The following is a 16,320-nucleotide window of genomic DNA, read 5'->3' on the forward strand; positions in this document are numbered from 1 at the left end:
GAGGAACACTGCATGAATGCAAAAGTCTGGCTGGTGGGCGCAGGCCCCGGCGACCCGGAGCTGTTGACCCTCAAAGCATTGCGCGCATTGCGCGAGGCGGCTGTGGTGTTGATCGATGATCTGGTCAACGACGCGGTGCTGGAGCATTGCCCTGCCGCACGAATCATTGCCGTGGGTAAACGCGGTGGTTGCCGTTCGACACCGCAGGCGTTTATCCATCGGCTGATGCTGCGTTACGCCCGCCAAGGCAAGTGCGTAGTGCGCCTCAAGGGAGGTGACCCGTGCATTTTCGGCCGAGGCGGTGAAGAGGCACAGTGGTTGCGTGAACGTGGCGTTGAGGTGGAGTTGGTCAATGGCATTACCGCCGGGCTGGCCGGGGCGACGCAGTGTGATATTCCGCTGACGCTGCGCGGCGTCGCTCGCGGGGTGACGCTGGTGACTGCGCACACGCAGGACGACAGTCAACTGAACTGGCAGGCGCTGGCGCAAAGCGGCACGACGCTGGTGATTTATATGGGCGTGGCCAAGCTGGGCGAGATTCGCGATCAGTTGTTGGCGGGCGGGATGGCGGCGAATACACCGGTGGCGATGATCGAAAATGCGTCATTGCCGCAGCAGCGGGAATGCCGGAGCGATCTGATGGGCATGAGCGATGACGCGCAGATTTTCGGATTGAAAAGTCCGGCGATTCTGGTGATCGGTGCGGTGGCAACGGTTGTTGAAGAGCAAAGGATCGCAGCCTGCGGCAGCTCCCGTACAGGGACTGCTTAGGCCTGGAAAGCCAAATCGCAGACAAAGAAAAGCCCGGCCTAAGCCGGGCTTTTCTCGGAGCGGCAGCTAATTACTTAGCTTGAGCTTCAACCTGCGCTTCTACGCGACGGTTAACAGCACGGCCAGCTTCAGTTTTGTTGTCAGCAACTGGGCGGGATTCGCCGTAGCCAACAGACTGAACGCGGGACGATTCAACACCGTACTGGTTGGTCAGAACTTGTTTAACGGCGTTTGCACGACGCTCAGACAGTTTCTGGTTGTAAGCGTCAGGACCGACGGAGTCAGTGTGACCTTCAACAGTAGTGGTGGTGGATGGGTACTGCTTCATGAAGTCAGCCAGGTTTTTGATGTCGCCGTAGCTGTTTGGCTTCACAACCGACTTGTCGAAGTCGAACTTAACGTCCAGCTCAACACGAACAACTTCAGCAACTGCCGGGCAGCCGTCAGCGTCAACAGTTACGTTGGCTGGGGTGTCTGGGCACTTGTCAACGTTGTCGCATACGCCGTCGTTGTCGCTGTCGGAGCAGACTTCAGCTGGTGCTGGAACTGGAGCAGCAGCAGGCTTGGAGCCGCCACCGAAGTTCACACCGATACCAACGCTAGGAGCCCACTCGGTGTCGCCCTGGTCGATGTTGTACTGAGCTTCAACGCCAGCACGGGCGTAGAAGTTGTCGGTGAAGTACAGCTTGGCACCAGCGCCAACGTTGGCGAAGGTGGAGCGGTTACGACCGGACTCGTTCTGACCGATGCTTTGATCGGAGAAACCAGCCGACACGTATGGACGCAGCATGTCGCCCGGGTTGTTGAAGTGGTACAGAGCGTCCAGAGCGGTGTTGGCGCCCTTGATGTTACGGCCGTTGTCGGCACGCACGTTGTGCACTTCGTCGTAGCCCAGACGCAGTTCAACGTCGTCGGTCAGGAAGTAACCGATCGAACCGCCGAACAGGTTGCCGTTGTTCTTGAAGTTACGAGCGCTGTCGAATTGTTCTTTCTTTGCGAAGCCTTCGATTTCAACTGCGCCTTGGCCTTGTGCCAGAGCGCCGAACGAAGTGGCGGCAATCAGAGAACCAATGGCCAAGCCCAAGGTGTTTTTCAGTTTCATCCGTTAAATCCCCATCTGGTGATTGTGAAGCAGTCCCGCAAACCGGGGGACAACTCGGCGGCAAGTCTATCAGAACTTGCCTACACGTAAGAGATATTTGCGCTGAACTAAGTTTCAGCAATGCCTGCAAATTTCTCACGCAATTTATCTAGAGCACGTTTGTAACGCATTTTTGTCGCACTCAAACCCATGTGCATGATGTCTGCGATCTCTTGAAATTCCAGCTCTGCGACAAATCGTAGCACCAGAATTTCGCGGTCGATCGGGTTCACATACACCAGCCAGCGATCAAGTCCGCCCTTCTCTTCGGGTTTTGGCGTCTTTTCTTCGGACGCTTCCTCAAGAGGGTCAAGACTCAATGCGTCCATCAAGCGACGCTTTCGCCGTTCCTTCCGATACTGCGTAATACATTCGTTGTACGTGATGCTGTACAGCCACGTTTTGAACTTCGATTTCCCCTCAAAGTTCTTCAGGCCATACAGCACCTTCAACATGACTTCCTGACAGACATCGTCTGCGTCGCGATCGTTCCCAAGATATCTCGCACAAACGTTAAATAATGTTCGCTGGTAACGCCGCATCAGTTCTTCATAGGCGCGCGTTACGTGAAAAAGCTCGGTATGCGAGCGCGCGACCAACTCCTCATCAGAGAGCTCGCGGGGGTCGTAGCGCGTGGATAGCGTATGGGCTTTATTCAAAACAAGTCGTGCCGACAGTCAGGTCAATGTCCGCCGCAACCAGCATCAGCTGGCATTTTGCGGCGGCATACATTAGCAGGGTTTGCCGGATTAGCGGCTACTCACATGCTGTTCCAGCAGGATCCGATTGGAGAGTGAGACTAGCTCACCCTCATCGGTCAGCAATGTGGTTTTAACCGTGCCGATCTCTTCGATCTGGCCTTCGACCTCGCCAACACGCACTTGTTGCCCAACCTGATACAACTCACGCACATAGATTCCCGCAAGAATCTGACCGGCAATTTCCCGGCTTCCCAAACCCATGGCCAGCGCAACGGCCAGACCAACGGTAATCAAAACAATGACGATCACATGGTTAAGCAGGTCGGTCTTGACCTCAAGCTGACTGATCGCAACCGAGATGCTGATGATGATCACCAGCCCCTGGGCAATCCGCCCAAGTCCCGAAGCGTAGTCCAGGCCTACACCTTCTGCCGCCCCGCGCACCAGCCCATTGGCCAGCTGTGCGAGCAAAACCCCTACCAGCAACACCAGCGCGGCGCCGAATACTTTCGGCAAATAGAGCGCCAACATATCGAGCGTAGCTGAAACTCGCTCAAGGCCAAGGGATTCTGCTGCAGAAACCAGAAAAATCAGAAGAACGAACCAGTAGACGATCTTGCCGATCAGGGTCGAGATCGGCACTTGCAGCCCTGCACGCGACATCAACTTGGTCAGCCCGGTGCCGCCCATCAGGCGATCGAGGCCCAGTTTGGCGAGCAATTTGGACAGCAAGGTATCGAGCAGCTTGGCCACGACAAAACCCAACAGCAGCACCACCAGTGCGCCGAACAGGTTCGGAATGAAATTAGCGACTTTGGTCCACAACGCAGTCATTGCAGTGACGAGGCTCTGAGTCCAGAGATCAAGTTCCATATTCAATCAGCCTTATCAGCAGTGCGAGCAGTAGGTTTACGAAGACGGGAAACCGGCGAGACGTGGGCCGAGCCGTTATTCAGGGCGATCATCAGCGCGGGCAGCCAGCGGCCCAGCAGGCTGAACAGATCGCCGGCGCCAACCTGGCGGTTGGCGGTTTTGAGCACGCGGCCCAAACACGCATCGTCGTCGCGGCTGGACGGCGAAGCGTTGAGCATGTCGCGCAAAGACTGTTCAAACGGATCGTGCATACGCACCTCTCGTGATGTCAGTGAAAGACGCGGGCAAATTTGGTCGGGTCACATGCGCCATGTTCACACCCAGCGCAAACGACGGAATAACCACCACTGACCGAAGGCCAGAGCGAGCACCGTCAAGCAGGCGATCAGGAAACCGTAAGGGCTGCTGGAAAAGGGAATACCGCCAACGTTGATGCCCAGCAGGCCGGTGATAAAACTCATCGGTAAAAAGATGCAGGTGATGATCCCGAAGCGATACATCGTGCGATTCATGCGCTCGCTCAAACGCCGGTCTTCAGCCTCCAGCACAAGCCCCACGCGCTCTCGGGTCAATTCGAGCTCTTCGAGGTAACGGGTCAGGCTGTTATTCAATTCGTTCCAGTAGTCGGCGTCATCGTCGACAAACCACGGCAGTTTTATCCTTGTCAGTTGTCCGAAAATATCCCGTTGCGGAGCCAGGAAACGTTTCAGTCCGGCAGCCCTTCGCCGGATGTGCAAAATGGCGCCATGCTCGGGGGTATACCGTTCGTCGGCATCCATCTTTTCTTCTTCCTCATCGGCGATTTCCGAGAGGCAAGTGACCAGATCCTGCACCTTGTTGGTGAGGAACTGCGCCAGATAAAGGATGAGTTCGGACGCCGTTTTAGGGCCGTTGCCGTCCGCCAATTGCACCAGCAATTCATCGGTGGCACGCAATGGGCGCAAACGCAGAGAGATCACGCGCTGGGCAGAGGCGAAAATCCGTACCGAGACCATGTCTTCCGGCTCGGCACCTGGATTAAGGTTGACCCCGCGCAAAAACAGCAGCAACTCGCAATCCGGCAACGGCAACAGGCGCGGACGAGTGTTCTCTTCCAGCAGCAGATCGCAGGTGAATTCGTTGAGTCCGCTGGATTTGCGCAGCCAGGTCTGGGTCTGCGGATGGCTGCGATCCCAATGCAGCCACAGACTCTCATGCGCCTGCAGTTGCAAATCGTCGAGCTCAGTCCGGGCTATCGAACGCGCACCGCCTCTACCGTCCAGCACCAGGGCATGCACCAGCCCCCATTGCGCGTTTTCTTCCTCGAACATCCGCATCCCTTTGTCGAAATTCTTATTCAGGCATCTTCAGCGGGCTCGGCGAGATGATCACGCCGTTGTTGTCCGCATAAATGTAATGGCCCGGGTGGAATGTCACACCGGCGAATGTCACCGCGACGTTAAGATCGCCGAGGCCACGTTTTTCAGTCTTCATCGGATGACTGGCCAGCGCTTGCACCCCCAGATCGGTTTGAGCAATGACGTCGACGTCACGGATGCAGCCGTAAATCACCAGCCCTTCCCAACCGTTTTTGGCGGCCTTCTCGGCGATCATGTCGCCCAACAGGGCCCGGCGCAGGGAACCGCCGCCATCGACGACCAGGACCTTGCCGTAGCCCTTGAGTTCGGCCTGTTCCTTGACCAGCGAGTTATCTTCGAAGCATTTGATGGTCACGATTTCGCCGCCGAAAGAATCACGGCCGCCGAAATTGCTGAACATCGGTTCCAGCACCTGCACCAGCTCCGGGTAGGCGTCGCACAGGTCAGGTGTAAGGTAATGGTTCATCGAAAAACTCCTGTAACAAGGAAGACGATCAAGGATGACGCATTCTTTTGAGACGAGATCCGGCGGTCGCTGTTTACCTTAGTCCATCCCATGGTCGCTGAACGAACCTGAACAAACCCTGAAACGTAATAGCTAAACAGCCACTAAATATGACCAGAACCGCACAATGCGTCATATCTTAGCCGCAAGCCGTTCCGAACGAAATGCCCTCGTCAGCGCCTGCGGCTCAAACGGCCGCTGCCAGATCCGCCTTCTCGCCCAATAACGGCGTCTGCTGATCATTCAACCAACGCGCCACCAGCGGCCACACTTCAGTCTGCGCCGCTTTGCTCACCAACATTTCGACATGACCGAAATTGTCGTTGAAACCGTGTTCGCGCCCCAGATTGACGAACTGCTTGTGCTCGGAGCCGATTTGCTCGAAGAGTTTGCGACAGGCCCAGGCCGGATCCTGATGATCTCCCGCTGCGCTGACAGCCAGCACCGGCACCTGAACATCGGCCAGCCCTGCCCACCAATCCTTGTCCTTGTCGCCAAAACGACCGAACAAGCCGTACCAGCGCATGCTTTCGATGGCCAGACCGATCGGCTCATCTTCCGGGCCGCGCTTGAGGCGTGAGCCAGACAATTGCGCGAAACGTTTGAGAATGAAGCGCCCGCTCCACTCCACCGGGGGGATTTTCAACGGCCAATAGGTGCGGCTGACTTGTGTGCCGAAAAACGCTGCCGAAGCTACCGCAGGCTCACCCAGGTATTCGCCACCCAAGGCTGCGGCCAAGGTAATGCCGCCCAGCGAATGACCAATCCAGTGCGGCACCTGCCCGCTCTGCTCACGCACGAATGCAGCAATTGCCGGCAAATCATAACGGGCATAGTCGGCAACGCGGTTGCGCCGGTATTCCTCGTTGCGCTGCGACAAGCCATGGCCACGCATCTCCGGTATCCACACGTCGAAGCCCAGCCGCGTCAGGTACGCGCCGAGCCCCAACCCTTTTGGAGAAAACCAGAAGCGCCGGTTGGAAAAACTGCCGTGCAACAAAATCACCGGCACACCGCGTACGGCCGGTTCATCGGCCATGCCCAGACGGGTGACGGCGATTTCCACGGACCAGTCCGGGCTGTTGCCGGGCTTCAATCGATACACATCTTCGCTCAGATCGCCGCGCCGCTCGGCGCTGATCAGGGCGACAGGAAATAGGTTGCTGCTGCTTTGCATAATGCTCTTGCACAAAAAAGGGCGGCATCCACAGGAGCCCGCCCTACTTCAATCTCAAACCCCGGCCCTTTGCAGGAGTGAGCCTGCTCGCGAAAGCGGTGTATCCGTCGACATCGTTGTTGCATGTCAGTCCGTCTTCGCGAGCAAGCTCAGCTCCTACAGGGGGCGTGGGGCGTTCACATACTTGTCAGGCCGGTGCCTGGCCTTCGGCGAGGAAAAACCAGGTTTCCAGCACGGAGTCCGGGTTCAGCGACACGCTTTCGATGCCCTGCTCCATCAGCCATTTGGCCAGATCCGGATGATCCGAAGGGCCCTGACCGCAGATACCGATGTACTTGCCAGCCTTGTTGCACGCGGCAATCGCGTTGGCCAACAGCTTTTTGACCGCCGGATTACGCTCGTCGAACAGGTGCGCGATGATACCGGAGTCGCGATCCAGGCCCAGGGTCAATTGAGTCAGGTCGTTGGAGCCGATCGAGAAACCGTCGAAGAATTCGAGGAACTCTTCAGCGAGGATCGCATTGGATGGCAGTTCGCACATCATGATCACTCGCAGACCGTTGTCGCCGCGCTTCAAGCCGTTTTCGGCGAGCAGATCGACCACTTGGCTGGCTTCGCCCAGGGTACGCACGAACGGCACCATGATTTCGACGTTGGTCAGGCCCATCTCGTTGCGCACACGCTTCAGCGCACGGCATTCGAGTTCGAAGCAGTCGCGGAACGATTCGCTGATGTAACGCGAAGCGCCACGGAAGCCCAACATCGGGTTTTCTTCTTCCGGCTCGTAGAGCTTGCCGCCGATCAGGTTGGCGTATTCGTTGGACTTGAAGTCCGACAGACGCACGATGACCTTCTTCGGTGCGAAGGCTGCGGCGAGGGTGCTGATGCCTTCAACCAGTTTCTCGACGTAGAAACCGACCGGATCATCGTAACCGGCGATGCGCTTGTCGACGCTGTCCTTGATTTCCTGCGGCAGACCGTCGTAGTTCAACAGCGCTTTCGGGTGAACGCCGATCATGCGGTTGATGATGAATTCCAGACGGGCCAGGCCCACACCGGCGTTCGGCAACTGGGCGAAGTCGAAAGCGCGGTCCGGGTTGCCGACGTTCATCATGATCTTGAACGGCAATTCCGGCATGGCATCGACGGAGTTCTTTTTGATATCGAAGCCCAGCTCGCCTTCGAAGATGTAACCGGTGTCGCCTTCGGCGCACGAAACGGTCACGCCTTGGCCATCCTTCAGCAACTGGGTGGCGTTGCCGCAACCGACGACTGCAGGGATGCCCAGCTCACGAGCGATGATCGCCGCGTGGCAGGTACGCCCGCCACGGTTGGTGACGATGGCGCTGGCGCGTTTCATCACCGGTTCCCAATCCGGGTCGGTCATGTCGGACACCAACACGTCGCCCGGCTGGACTTTGTCCATCTCGGAGACATCTTTGATGATGCGAACCTTGCCGGCGCCGATGCGTTGGCCAATCGCGCGACCTTCAACCAGCACGGTGCCGGTTTCTTTCAACAGGTAACGTTCCATGACGTTGGCCTGGGTGCGGCTTTTCACCGTTTCCGGACGGGCCTGCACGATGTACAGCTTGCCGTCGTCACCGTCCTTGGCCCACTCGATGTCCATCGGGCAGCCGTAGTGCTTCTCGATGATCATCGCTTGCTTGGCCAACTCGCTGACTTCAGCGTCGCTCAGGCAGAAACGCGCACGCTCAGCCTTGTCGACATCGACAGTCTTGACCGAACGACCGGCCTTGGCTTCGTCGCCGTAGATCATCTTGATGGCTTTGCTGCCGAGGTTGCGACGAAGGATCGCCGGGCGACCGGCCTCCAGCGTGCCCTTGTGTACGTAGAACTCATCCGGGTTGACCGCGCCTTGAACAACGGTTTCGCCCAGGCCGTAGGCGCCGGTGATGAACACCACGTCACGGAAGCCGGATTCGGTATCGAGGGTGAACATTACGCCGGCGGTGCCGGTTTCCGAACGCACCATGCGCTGCACGCCTGCCGACAGGGCGACCAGTTTGTGGTCGAAGCCCTGGTGCACGCGGTAGGAAATCGCACGGTCGTTGAACAGCGAGGCGAACACCTCTTTGGCGGCGCGGATAACGTTTTCCACGCCACGGATGTTCAGGAAGGTTTCCTGCTGACCGGCGAACGAGGCGTCCGGCAAGTCTTCGGCGGTGGCGGAAGAACGCACGGCCACAGCCACATCAGGGTTGCCGGCCGACAGCGCGGCGAACGCGGTGCGAATTTCGGCATTGAGTTTTTCAGGGAATTCGGCATCCATGATCCATTGACGGATCTGCGCGCCGGTCTTGGCCAGGGCGTTGACGTCATCGACGTCGAGTGCGTCGAGGGCCTGGTGGATCTGGTCGTTGAGGCCGCTCAGTTCGAGGAAGTCGCGATAGGCCTGCGCGGTGGTGGCAAAGCCGCCAGGGACCGACACACCGGCGCCTGCCAGGTTGCTGATCATCTCGCCCAGGGATGCGTTCTTGCCCCCCACATGCTCAACATCGTGTTTGCCGAGCTTATCGAGGGAAACTACGTACTCTACCAAGGTGATCTCTCCACTAACTGTGTTGGAAAAGCTCAGAAACCGGCAGCTCGGGGGAGCGTTGGCCGGTTGTATGGCCTGGACCTGGAAAATAAGTGAGAATGCGGGCCAATGGCGGCCGGCAAATCGCGCCTATCATATCCAAGATTGATGACTAGCTTAAGGCCCAAGGTGCAAATGAAACGATCTGCTTTCTTTATCTCCGATGGCACCGGCATCACTGCCGAAACCCTGGGTCAAAGCCTCTTGGCGCAGTTCGAAAACATTACCTTCAGCAAATTCACGCGCCCGTACATCGACAGCGTGGAAAAAGCGCGGGCCATGGTACAACAAATCAACAAAGCCGCCGAAACCGACGGCTTTCGCCCGATCATCTTCGACACCATCGTCAATCAGGACATCCGTGAGATTCTCGCGACGTCCAATGGTTTCATGATCGACATTTTCTCGACCTTCCTCGCCCCGCTGGAGCAGGAACTGACCGAGCATTCTTCCTACACCGTCGGCAAATCGCACTCCATCGGGCACAACTCCAATTACATGGAGCGCATCGAGGCGGTGAACTTCGCCCTCGACAACGACGACGGCGCGCGTACGCACTATTACGACAAAGCCGACCTGATACTAGTGGGCGTGTCGCGATGCGGCAAAACGCCGACGTGTCTGTACATGGCCATGCAATTCGGCATCCGCGCGGCCAACTATCCGCTGACCGAAGACGACATGGAGCGCCTGACGCTGCCTGCCGCCCTGCGCGCGCATCAGCACAAGCTGTTCGGCCTGACCATCGACCCCGACCGCCTCACCGCAATCCGCAACGAGCGCAAGCCCAACAGCCGTTATTCGAGCTATGCCCAGTGCGAATTCGAAGTGCGCGAGGTGGAAAACCTGTTCCGCCGCGAGAACATCCCGCACATCAACTCCACGCATTTTTCTGTGGAAGAGATTTCGGCGAAGATTCTGGTCGAGAAAGGTGTGGAGCGGCGTTTCAAATAGATTTGTGGCGCCTGATCTGGCGCCATCGCGAGCAGGCTCACTCCTACAGTTGATCTCCAGTGGACACAGATCACGTGTACGACAGAGATCCATTGTAGGAGTGAGCCTGCTCGCGATGAACGATCACACGGTCTCTGTCAGTGCGCGGTTTAAAGCCTCAAACCCCGCCAGCAACAAGCCGTCATCCCCGACCGAATTACACACACTCACCCGAATGAACTGCGGCACCACCGCATGCCCCACCGCAAACGATTCAGCGGTCGCCACCAGATAATTATCTTCCTTCAACTCCGCCGCGATCTGCGACGCCCGCCACAACGCCGGCACTTCCACCCAGAAATGCGGACTGTGGCTGTGAGTCCTGTAATTCAAACCGTCCAGAGCAGGCGAAACCAGAGCCTTGCGTCGTCCTATCTCACTGATCTGCTCGTCCAGCAAACGCTGGGCCATACCGTTTTCGATCCACTGGCTGGCCACTTCCATTGCCAATGGATTGGCCATCCAGCACGTTGCGCGAATCGCTGCACTCAAGCGCCCGATCAGCGCTTGCGGCGCATGCAGGTAACCCACGCGCAGTCCCGCCGAAACGGCCTTGCTCAGGCTGCCGATCAATACCGAACGCTGCGGCGCGAAATAACTCAGCGGTAATGGACGCTGGCGGTCCAGCACCGCATGAGCTTCGTCTTCGATGATCAGCAGATTGTGCTGACGACAGACCTCGGCAATCGCCTCACGCCGCGGGATCGACATCACCGCAGCCGTAGGATTCTGGATGGTCGGTGTGCAATACAGCGCCGACACCCGGTGCTGGCGGCAAATGTCGTCCAACGCTGACGGCAACAGCCCTTCGTCATCCATGGCGGCACCGATCAGTTTTATCCCGAGTTGGCGTGCGACGCCGATCAATCCGGGGTAGGACAAATGCTCGGTGACTACGGTATCGCCAGCTTTGAGCAAACCCGTCAACGCGCACAACAGACCATGCTGCCCGCCGTTGACGCACAGCACCTGCTCGGCGCTCGGCACAAACTGCTGATGACGCAACCACTGCGCACCCGCCGCCCGATGCCGGGCCAGCCCCGCCTCGGCGGTGTACCCGGTCAATTCTTGCAAGGTGCGCGAATCCTGCGCCAGCGCTAGCAGGCTCTGACTCATGAACGCTGTTTCCTGCCCCGGAATCGGCTGATTGCGGCTCATGTCAAAGCTCGCCTGCGGCTCATCGCTGACGTTGCGAAAGCCGCTGTCTTGCGGTCGTTCCATCCCGCGCTGACGCACATAAGTGCCGTCGCCTACACGCGCAACGACCAACCCCACACGCTCCAACTCGCCATAGGCACGACTGATGGTGCCGATGGTCACGCCCAGGCTATCCGCCAACAACCGGTGCGGCGGCAGCTTGCATCCGGCCTCGATGACACCGGCGGCGATGGCCTTCTCGACGGCATCGGCGAGGCGTTTGTATTTCACGCCAACACCCGCGCTGAGTCCTTCACGCAGGATTGACACCATGGCAATACTTACTTTGACAGTCATTCTCGCCCCGAATAGCGTGTTGAAAACAGGTTCAATCAGCAATAAGCCTTTTCACAGAACAGGTCAATTGCATCGTAAGGAGCTGCAATCATGTCGACCGCCATCAGCGAGCCATTGAGCAATGCCAAACCCTGGCTCGCCGGGCTGATCACCAGCATCTTGTTTCTGATCGTTTGCCTGAGCTGGGGCACGACCTGGCTGGGGATCAAGATCGCGGTCGAAAGCGTGCCGCCGCTGACCGCTGCAGGCTTGCGATTCCTCATCGCGTTTCCGCTGTTTCTGAGTTTTGCGCTGCTGCGCAAGGAACCGCTGCTGTTCCCGCGCAAGAGCCGTTGGTTCTTCGTGTTCGTCACGCTGTCGTACTTCAGCCTGCCGTACTACCTGCTCAACTACGGCGAGATGCACGTTTCGTCCGGCCTCACCGCCCTGCTATTCAGCTGCATGCCGGTGTTCATCCTGATTTTTTCTGCAGTGTTTCTGCGGGAGAAAATCTACCCGTCGCAAATGCTGGGCATCGCCATCGGCTTCGGCAGTCTGTTCATGATTATTCGTGGCCAGGGCCTGCATCTGGATCAGGCTGAATGGTTTGGCGTGCTGGCCATTCTTTGCGCGGCAGTGATGCATGCGCTGTGCTACGTGGTGACCAAAAAACACGGCAGTGCAATCAGCGTAATCACCTACAACACCCTGCCGATCGGTATCGCCGGTTTGCTGTTGTTCGTTGTCGGCACAGGCGTTGAGACACCGACTTTCGCCGGCATCACCGCACGCTCATGGGGCGCCCTGCTCTACCTAGGCCTGGTCGCCTCGGTAGGCGGGTTCATCGTGTATTTCATGCTACTCAAACGCCTGAGCCCGGTGCTGCTGTCGTTTGTGTTCATCATTTTCCCGGTATTCGCGGTGATCATCGGTGCCTGGTACGAAGGCACGCAAATCACTCGAGACCTGATGCTTTATTCGGCGACGCTGCTCGCCGGTTTCGCGATTACCAAATTGCCGCACAAGCGCTGAGTTCTCAACGTGAGCACGCGCGCTCACTGTTTATTGCAAACCTGCTTTTGAACATCGGAGGTTCAAATGTCTGTCCACACCATGGAAACCCTCACCCTGTTTAACAACGAACCCTATCGGCGTGCCTTCAGCGCCATGGTGATCGCGGTGGTGGATAACGCCGTCGTCCTCGAACACACCTTGTTCTACCCCACCGGTGGCGGACAACCGGGGGATACCGGGCACTTCACGCTCGCGGATGGCACCCGGATCGAGGTGATTGGTACGGTTCGCGATCCATTGCTGCCGTCGATCATCTGGCACCAGGTGCAGCACTGTCCGCCGCACCTGTGCACCGGCGCCATGATCAATGCCCAACTGGATTGGGAGCGGCGCTATCAACACATGAAGATGCACACCTGCCTGCACTTGTTGGGCGCGATCATTGATGCACCGGTGACCGGTTGCAGCATCAGCGCCGACAAGGGCCGGCTGGACTTCGACCTGCCAGAAATGACCCTCGACAAGGACAGCGTGACCCGTGATCTCAACGCGCTGATTGAGCAGGCCATTCCCGTCACGACCTTGTCGATGCCAGCCTCGGAGTACCCTGCGCTGCTGGAAACCACCGGCAGCAAAACCGATAAACCACCGGCAATTCAGGGTGAGCTGCGGATGGTTGAAGTCATCGGCATCGACATCCAGCCCTGTGGCGGCACGCATGTGCAAAACACCCGGGAAATCGGCCGGGTGTTTTGCGACAAAATCGAGAAGAAGAGCAGGACCAACCGCCGGGTGATCCTGCGTTTTGAATAAACCTCAGATCACCAACAGATCGACAAAACGGTTCACCGGGGTCGCCTCAAGCTGCGCCTGATCCTTGCACAGCGCGAAGATCTCGCCGCTGCGTTGCCCGGTGAATCGCGTTGTCAGATTTGCCTTGAACTTGTCTTCGAGCAACGGAATGCCCTCGGCACGGCGGCGACGATGGCCGATCGGGTATTCCACCACCACGTTGTCGGTGCTGGAGCCATCCTTGAAAAACACCTGCACCGCGTTGGCGATCGAACGTTTGTCGGCCTCCAGGTATTCGCGAGTGAAACGCGGCTCTTCAACGATGACCATTTTCTCGCGCAGCACATCGATGATCGGATGGGCCTTGTGGAAATCGTCTTCGTACTGCTCGGCCACCAGATTACCGAACGCCAACGGCACAGCCGTCATGTATTGAATGCAATGGTCGCGGTCGGCGGCGTTGGCCAGCGGCCCGACTTTGGAAATGATGCGGATGGCCGATTGGTGGGTGGTGATGACGATTTTGTCGATTTCGTGCAGGCGATTACGCACCTGCGGATGCAAAGTTACCGCCGCTTCGCAAGCGGTTTGCGCATGGAATTCGGCAGGAAAACTGATCTTGAACAGGACGTTTTCCATCACGTAACTGCCAAAGGGTCGCGAGAAACTGAAGGCGCGTTTGTCTTGCGGTTTCAACGCCAGGTCGTTGTTGGTGTGGCTGAACAGGACATCATAGAAGCCCCACTGCCTGGCGGTGAGAACCCCGGGAATGCCCATTTCGCCGCGCATGGCAATGTCCGCCAGACGCACGCCACGACTCGACGCATCACCTGCCGCCCAGGATTTCCGCGAGCCGGCATTCGGTGCATGGCGATAGGTTCGCAGCGCCTGACCATCGGCAAACGCATGGGACAGCGCCGACAACAGTTGCTCGCGATTGGCGCCCATCAGTTTGGCGGTCACCGCGGTGGAGGCGACTTTGACCAGAATGACGTGGTCGAGCCCTACCCGGTTGAAGGAGTTTTCCAGGGCGATCACGCCTTGAATTTCATGGGCCACGACCATCGCGTCCAACACATCACGAACGGTCAGCGGCGCTTCGCCGTTGGCCAGGCGTTTTTGCGACAGATGATCAGCCACCGCGAGAATCGCGCCGAGGTTGTCCGACGGATGCCCCCATTCGGCGGCGAGCCAGGTGTCGTTGTAATCCAGCCAGCGGACGATGCAGCCAATGTCCCACGCGGCTTTGACCGGATCGAGCCGGTAGGAGGTGCCGGGAACGCGTGCGCCAAACGGCACAACAGTGCCTTCGACAATCGGGCCCAAATGCTTGGTGCACTCAGGGAAACGCAACGCCAGCAGGCCGCAGCCCAGAGTATCCATCAGGCAATTGCGGGCGGTATTCAGCGCTTCGGCAGAAGTAACGTTGAAGGTCAGGACGTAATCGGCGATGTCCTGCAGGACAGGGTCGTAGTCGGGGCGGTTGTTCAGGTCGACGTTGGCGCTCATGTTCGATTCACTCTTGAAGTGGTTCGTTGATGGGACCTCGGTTCAGGCGGGCAGATTTTTATAATTGAAATGCAATCCCTGTAGGAGCAGAGCTTGCTCGCGAAAGCGGTGTGTCAGCCAATGATGTAACAACTGAAATAACGCTTTCGCGAGCAAGCTCTGCTCCTGCAAGGGAAAGGTGATCAGAAAGAATCGCCGGGGACGCGCACGTAGCCTTCCATCAGCACCCGTGCGCTGCGGCTCATGACGGCTTTTTTCACCACCCACTCGCCATTTTCCAGACTGGCTTCAGCGCCGACGCGCAGGGTCCCTGACGGATGGCCGAAGCGCACGGCATTACGTTCGATGCCGCCCGCCGCGAGGTTTACCAGCGTGCCGGAAATGGCCGCAGCGGTACCAATCGCCACCGCCGCGGTGCCCATCATCGCGTGGTGCAACTTGCCCATTGAGAGCGCACGCACCAGCAGATCAACGTCATCCGCCACAATCGCTTTACCGCTCGACGCCACGTAATCCGCAGGCTTGGCCACGAACGCAACCTTGGGTGTGTGCTGACGCTTGGCCGCCTCGTCCAGACTGGAAATCAGGCCCATGCGCAGCGCGCCGTAAGCACGAATGGTCTCGAACATCTGCAAGGCTTTTGCATCACTGTTGATCGCGCTTTGCAGCTCGGTGCCGGTGTAGCCGATGTCTTCAGCGTTGATGAAAATCGTCGGGATCCCGGCATTGATCATGGTTGCCTTGAAGGTGCCGACACCCGGCACTTCCAGCTCATCGATCAGGTTGCCGGTAGGGAACATCGAGCCACCGCCGCCCTCTTCTTCCGCCGCCGGGTCCATGAATTCGACTTGTACTTCAGCGGCCGGAAAGGTCACGCCGTCGAGTTCGAAATCACCGGTTTCCTGCACTTCGCCGTTGGTGATCGGCACGTGGGCGATGATGGTCTTGCCGATGTTGGCCTGCCATACGCGCACCACCGCGACACCGTTGTGCGGAATGCGGCTGGCGTCGACCAGACCGTTGCTGATGGCAAACGAACCGACCGCCGCCGACAGGTTGCCGCAGTTGCCGCTCCAGTCCACGAACGGCTTGTCGATCGAGACCTGACCGAACAGGTAATCGACGTCGTGATCAGCCTTGAGGCTTTTCGACAGGATCACCGTTTTGCTGGTGCTTGAAGTGGCGCCGCCCATGCCGTCGATCTGCTTGTCGTACGGGTCGGGACTGCCGATTACCCGCAGCAACAACGCGTCGCGGATCGGGCCGGGAACCTGAGCTGCTTCGGGCAGATCCTTGAGGCTGAAAAACACGCCTTTGCTGGTGCCGCCACGCATATAGGTGGCGGGGATTTTGATCTGCGGTGCGAAATGAGTTGCGTGAGCCATGGTGCTCCTTAACGAAGGCATGGGAC

The 16,320-nt window shown here is 58.2% G+C and carries 15 protein-coding genes; 4 read left to right on the forward strand and 11 right to left on the reverse strand.

Features of this window, described 5'->3' with window-relative positions; genetic code table 11:
- The first annotated feature begins 12 nt into the window (after positions 1 to 12).
- Positions 13 to 771: a uroporphyrinogen-III C-methyltransferase gene (cobA, locus tag JFT81_RS10510; protein ID WP_201227263.1), complete on the forward strand. Its 759-nt coding sequence runs from the start codon at positions 13 to 15 to the stop codon at positions 769 to 771.
- Between the two features lie 70 nt (positions 772 to 841).
- Here the strand turns inward: cobA and JFT81_RS10515 are convergent, their stop codons facing one another.
- From JFT81_RS10515 to ppsA, 8 genes are all read right to left on the reverse strand, one after another.
- Positions 842 to 1,873 carry an OmpA family protein gene (locus JFT81_RS10515; protein WP_201227264.1) on the reverse strand — a complete coding sequence of 344 codons (1,032 nt, stop codon included), beginning with the start codon at positions 1,871 to 1,873 and terminating at the stop codon, positions 842 to 844.
- A gap of 107 nt (positions 1,874 to 1,980) precedes the next feature.
- Positions 1,981 to 2,571 (reverse strand): RNA polymerase sigma factor SigX, encoded by a 591-nt coding sequence (gene sigX / locus JFT81_RS10520; RefSeq protein ID WP_201149100.1) that lies wholly within the window; start codon positions 2,569 to 2,571, stop codon positions 1,981 to 1,983.
- Between the two features lie 90 nt (positions 2,572 to 2,661).
- On the reverse strand, positions 2,662 to 3,486 hold the full coding sequence (locus JFT81_RS10525) for a mechanosensitive ion channel domain-containing protein (RefSeq protein WP_007916401.1): 825 nt from the start codon (positions 3,484 to 3,486) through the stop codon (positions 2,662 to 2,664).
- A 2-nt stretch (positions 3,487 to 3,488) separates the two neighbouring features.
- Entirely contained in the window at positions 3,489 to 3,737 is a 249-nt protein-coding gene (locus JFT81_RS10530; protein WP_008076827.1) for a hypothetical protein, read from the reverse strand.
- A gap of 63 nt (positions 3,738 to 3,800) precedes the next feature.
- Entirely contained in the window at positions 3,801 to 4,796 is a 996-nt protein-coding gene (locus JFT81_RS10535) for a zinc transporter ZntB (RefSeq protein WP_201227265.1), read from the reverse strand.
- Between the two features lie 22 nt (positions 4,797 to 4,818).
- Entirely contained in the window at positions 4,819 to 5,310 is a 492-nt protein-coding gene (gene rraA / locus JFT81_RS10540; RefSeq protein WP_201227266.1) for a ribonuclease E activity regulator RraA, read from the reverse strand.
- 226 nt (positions 5,311 to 5,536) lie between these two features.
- Positions 5,537 to 6,526, reverse strand: coding sequence for an alpha/beta fold hydrolase (locus JFT81_RS10545; RefSeq protein WP_201227267.1), 990 nt, complete (start codon positions 6,524 to 6,526; stop codon positions 5,537 to 5,539).
- Between the two features lie 187 nt (positions 6,527 to 6,713).
- Complete coding sequence (gene ppsA, locus JFT81_RS10550) at positions 6,714 to 9,089, reverse strand: phosphoenolpyruvate synthase (protein ID WP_201227268.1); 2,376 nt, start codon at positions 9,087 to 9,089, stop codon at positions 6,714 to 6,716.
- A gap of 174 nt (positions 9,090 to 9,263) precedes the next feature.
- Between ppsA and JFT81_RS10555 the strand changes: the two genes are divergently transcribed.
- The gene (locus JFT81_RS10555; RefSeq protein ID WP_129391417.1) at positions 9,264 to 10,082 is read left to right on the forward strand and encodes a pyruvate, water dikinase regulatory protein; all 819 of its coding nucleotides are present in this window, start codon (positions 9,264 to 9,266) and stop codon (positions 10,080 to 10,082) included.
- A 123-nt stretch (positions 10,083 to 10,205) separates the two neighbouring features.
- Here JFT81_RS10555 and JFT81_RS10560 read toward each other — a convergent pair whose 3' ends face one another.
- Positions 10,206 to 11,615 (reverse strand): PLP-dependent aminotransferase family protein, encoded by a 1,410-nt coding sequence (locus tag JFT81_RS10560; RefSeq protein WP_201227269.1) that lies wholly within the window; start codon positions 11,613 to 11,615, stop codon positions 10,206 to 10,208.
- Positions 11,616 to 11,705: 90 nt separating this feature from the next.
- Between JFT81_RS10560 and JFT81_RS10565 the strand changes: the two genes are divergently transcribed.
- Together JFT81_RS10565 and JFT81_RS10570 are read left to right on the forward strand one after the other, a co-directional pair.
- Positions 11,706 to 12,626, forward strand: a complete 921-nt coding sequence (locus JFT81_RS10565) for an EamA family transporter (RefSeq protein ID WP_201227270.1) — start codon at positions 11,706 to 11,708, stop codon at positions 12,624 to 12,626.
- A 66-nt stretch (positions 12,627 to 12,692) separates the two neighbouring features.
- Positions 12,693 to 13,421, forward strand: a complete 729-nt coding sequence (locus tag JFT81_RS10570; RefSeq protein WP_201227271.1) for an alanyl-tRNA editing protein — start codon at positions 12,693 to 12,695, stop codon at positions 13,419 to 13,421.
- Positions 13,422 to 13,424: 3 nt separating this feature from the next.
- Here JFT81_RS10570 and prpD read toward each other — a convergent pair whose 3' ends face one another.
- Positions 13,425 to 14,909: a 2-methylcitrate dehydratase gene (prpD, locus tag JFT81_RS10575; protein WP_201227272.1), complete on the reverse strand. Its 1,485-nt coding sequence runs from the start codon at positions 14,907 to 14,909 to the stop codon at positions 13,425 to 13,427.
- A gap of 182 nt (positions 14,910 to 15,091) precedes the next feature.
- A complete protein-coding gene (gene prpF / locus JFT81_RS10580; protein WP_201227273.1) occupies positions 15,092 to 16,294 on the reverse strand; it encodes a 2-methylaconitate cis-trans isomerase PrpF in 1,203 nt (400 codons plus the stop codon).
- Positions 16,295 to 16,320: the final 26 nt, after the last annotated feature.

Source organism: Pseudomonas sp. TH43 (genome assembly GCF_016650635.1).
Lineage (GTDB): Bacteria > Pseudomonadota > Gammaproteobacteria > Pseudomonadales > Pseudomonadaceae > Aquipseudomonas.

Excerpts from the sequence above, each read along its gene's own strand:
- cobA (WP_201227263.1), top strand. The coding sequence starts at position 13 with ATGAATGCAAAAGTCTGGCTGGTGGGCGCAGGCCCCGGCGACCCGGAG.
- JFT81_RS10515 (WP_201227264.1), bottom strand. The coding sequence starts at position 1,873 with ATGAAACTGAAAAACACCTTGGGCTTGGCCATTGGTTCTCTGATTGCC.
- JFT81_RS10525 (WP_007916401.1), bottom strand. The coding sequence starts at position 3,486 with ATGGAACTTGATCTCTGGACTCAGAGCCTCGTCACTGCAATGACTGCG.
- JFT81_RS10530 (WP_008076827.1), bottom strand. The coding sequence starts at position 3,737 with ATGCACGATCCGTTTGAACAGTCTTTGCGCGACATGCTCAACGCTTCG.
- JFT81_RS10535 (WP_201227265.1), bottom strand. The coding sequence starts at position 4,796 with ATGTTCGAGGAAGAAAACGCGCAATGGGGGCTGGTGCATGCCCTGGTG.
- rraA (WP_201227266.1), bottom strand. The coding sequence starts at position 5,310 with ATGAACCATTACCTTACACCTGACCTGTGCGACGCCTACCCGGAGCTG.
- JFT81_RS10545 (WP_201227267.1), bottom strand. The coding sequence starts at position 6,526 with ATGCAAAGCAGCAGCAACCTATTTCCTGTCGCCCTGATCAGCGCCGAG.
- JFT81_RS10555 (WP_129391417.1), top strand. The coding sequence starts at position 9,264 with ATGAAACGATCTGCTTTCTTTATCTCCGATGGCACCGGCATCACTGCC.
- JFT81_RS10560 (WP_201227269.1), bottom strand. The coding sequence starts at position 11,615 with ATGACTGTCAAAGTAAGTATTGCCATGGTGTCAATCCTGCGTGAAGGA.
- JFT81_RS10565 (WP_201227270.1), top strand. The coding sequence starts at position 11,706 with ATGTCGACCGCCATCAGCGAGCCATTGAGCAATGCCAAACCCTGGCTC.
- JFT81_RS10570 (WP_201227271.1), top strand. The coding sequence starts at position 12,693 with ATGTCTGTCCACACCATGGAAACCCTCACCCTGTTTAACAACGAACCC.
- prpD (WP_201227272.1), bottom strand. The coding sequence starts at position 14,909 with ATGAGCGCCAACGTCGACCTGAACAACCGCCCCGACTACGACCCTGTC.
- prpF (WP_201227273.1), bottom strand. The coding sequence starts at position 16,294 with ATGGCTCACGCAACTCATTTCGCACCGCAGATCAAAATCCCCGCCACC.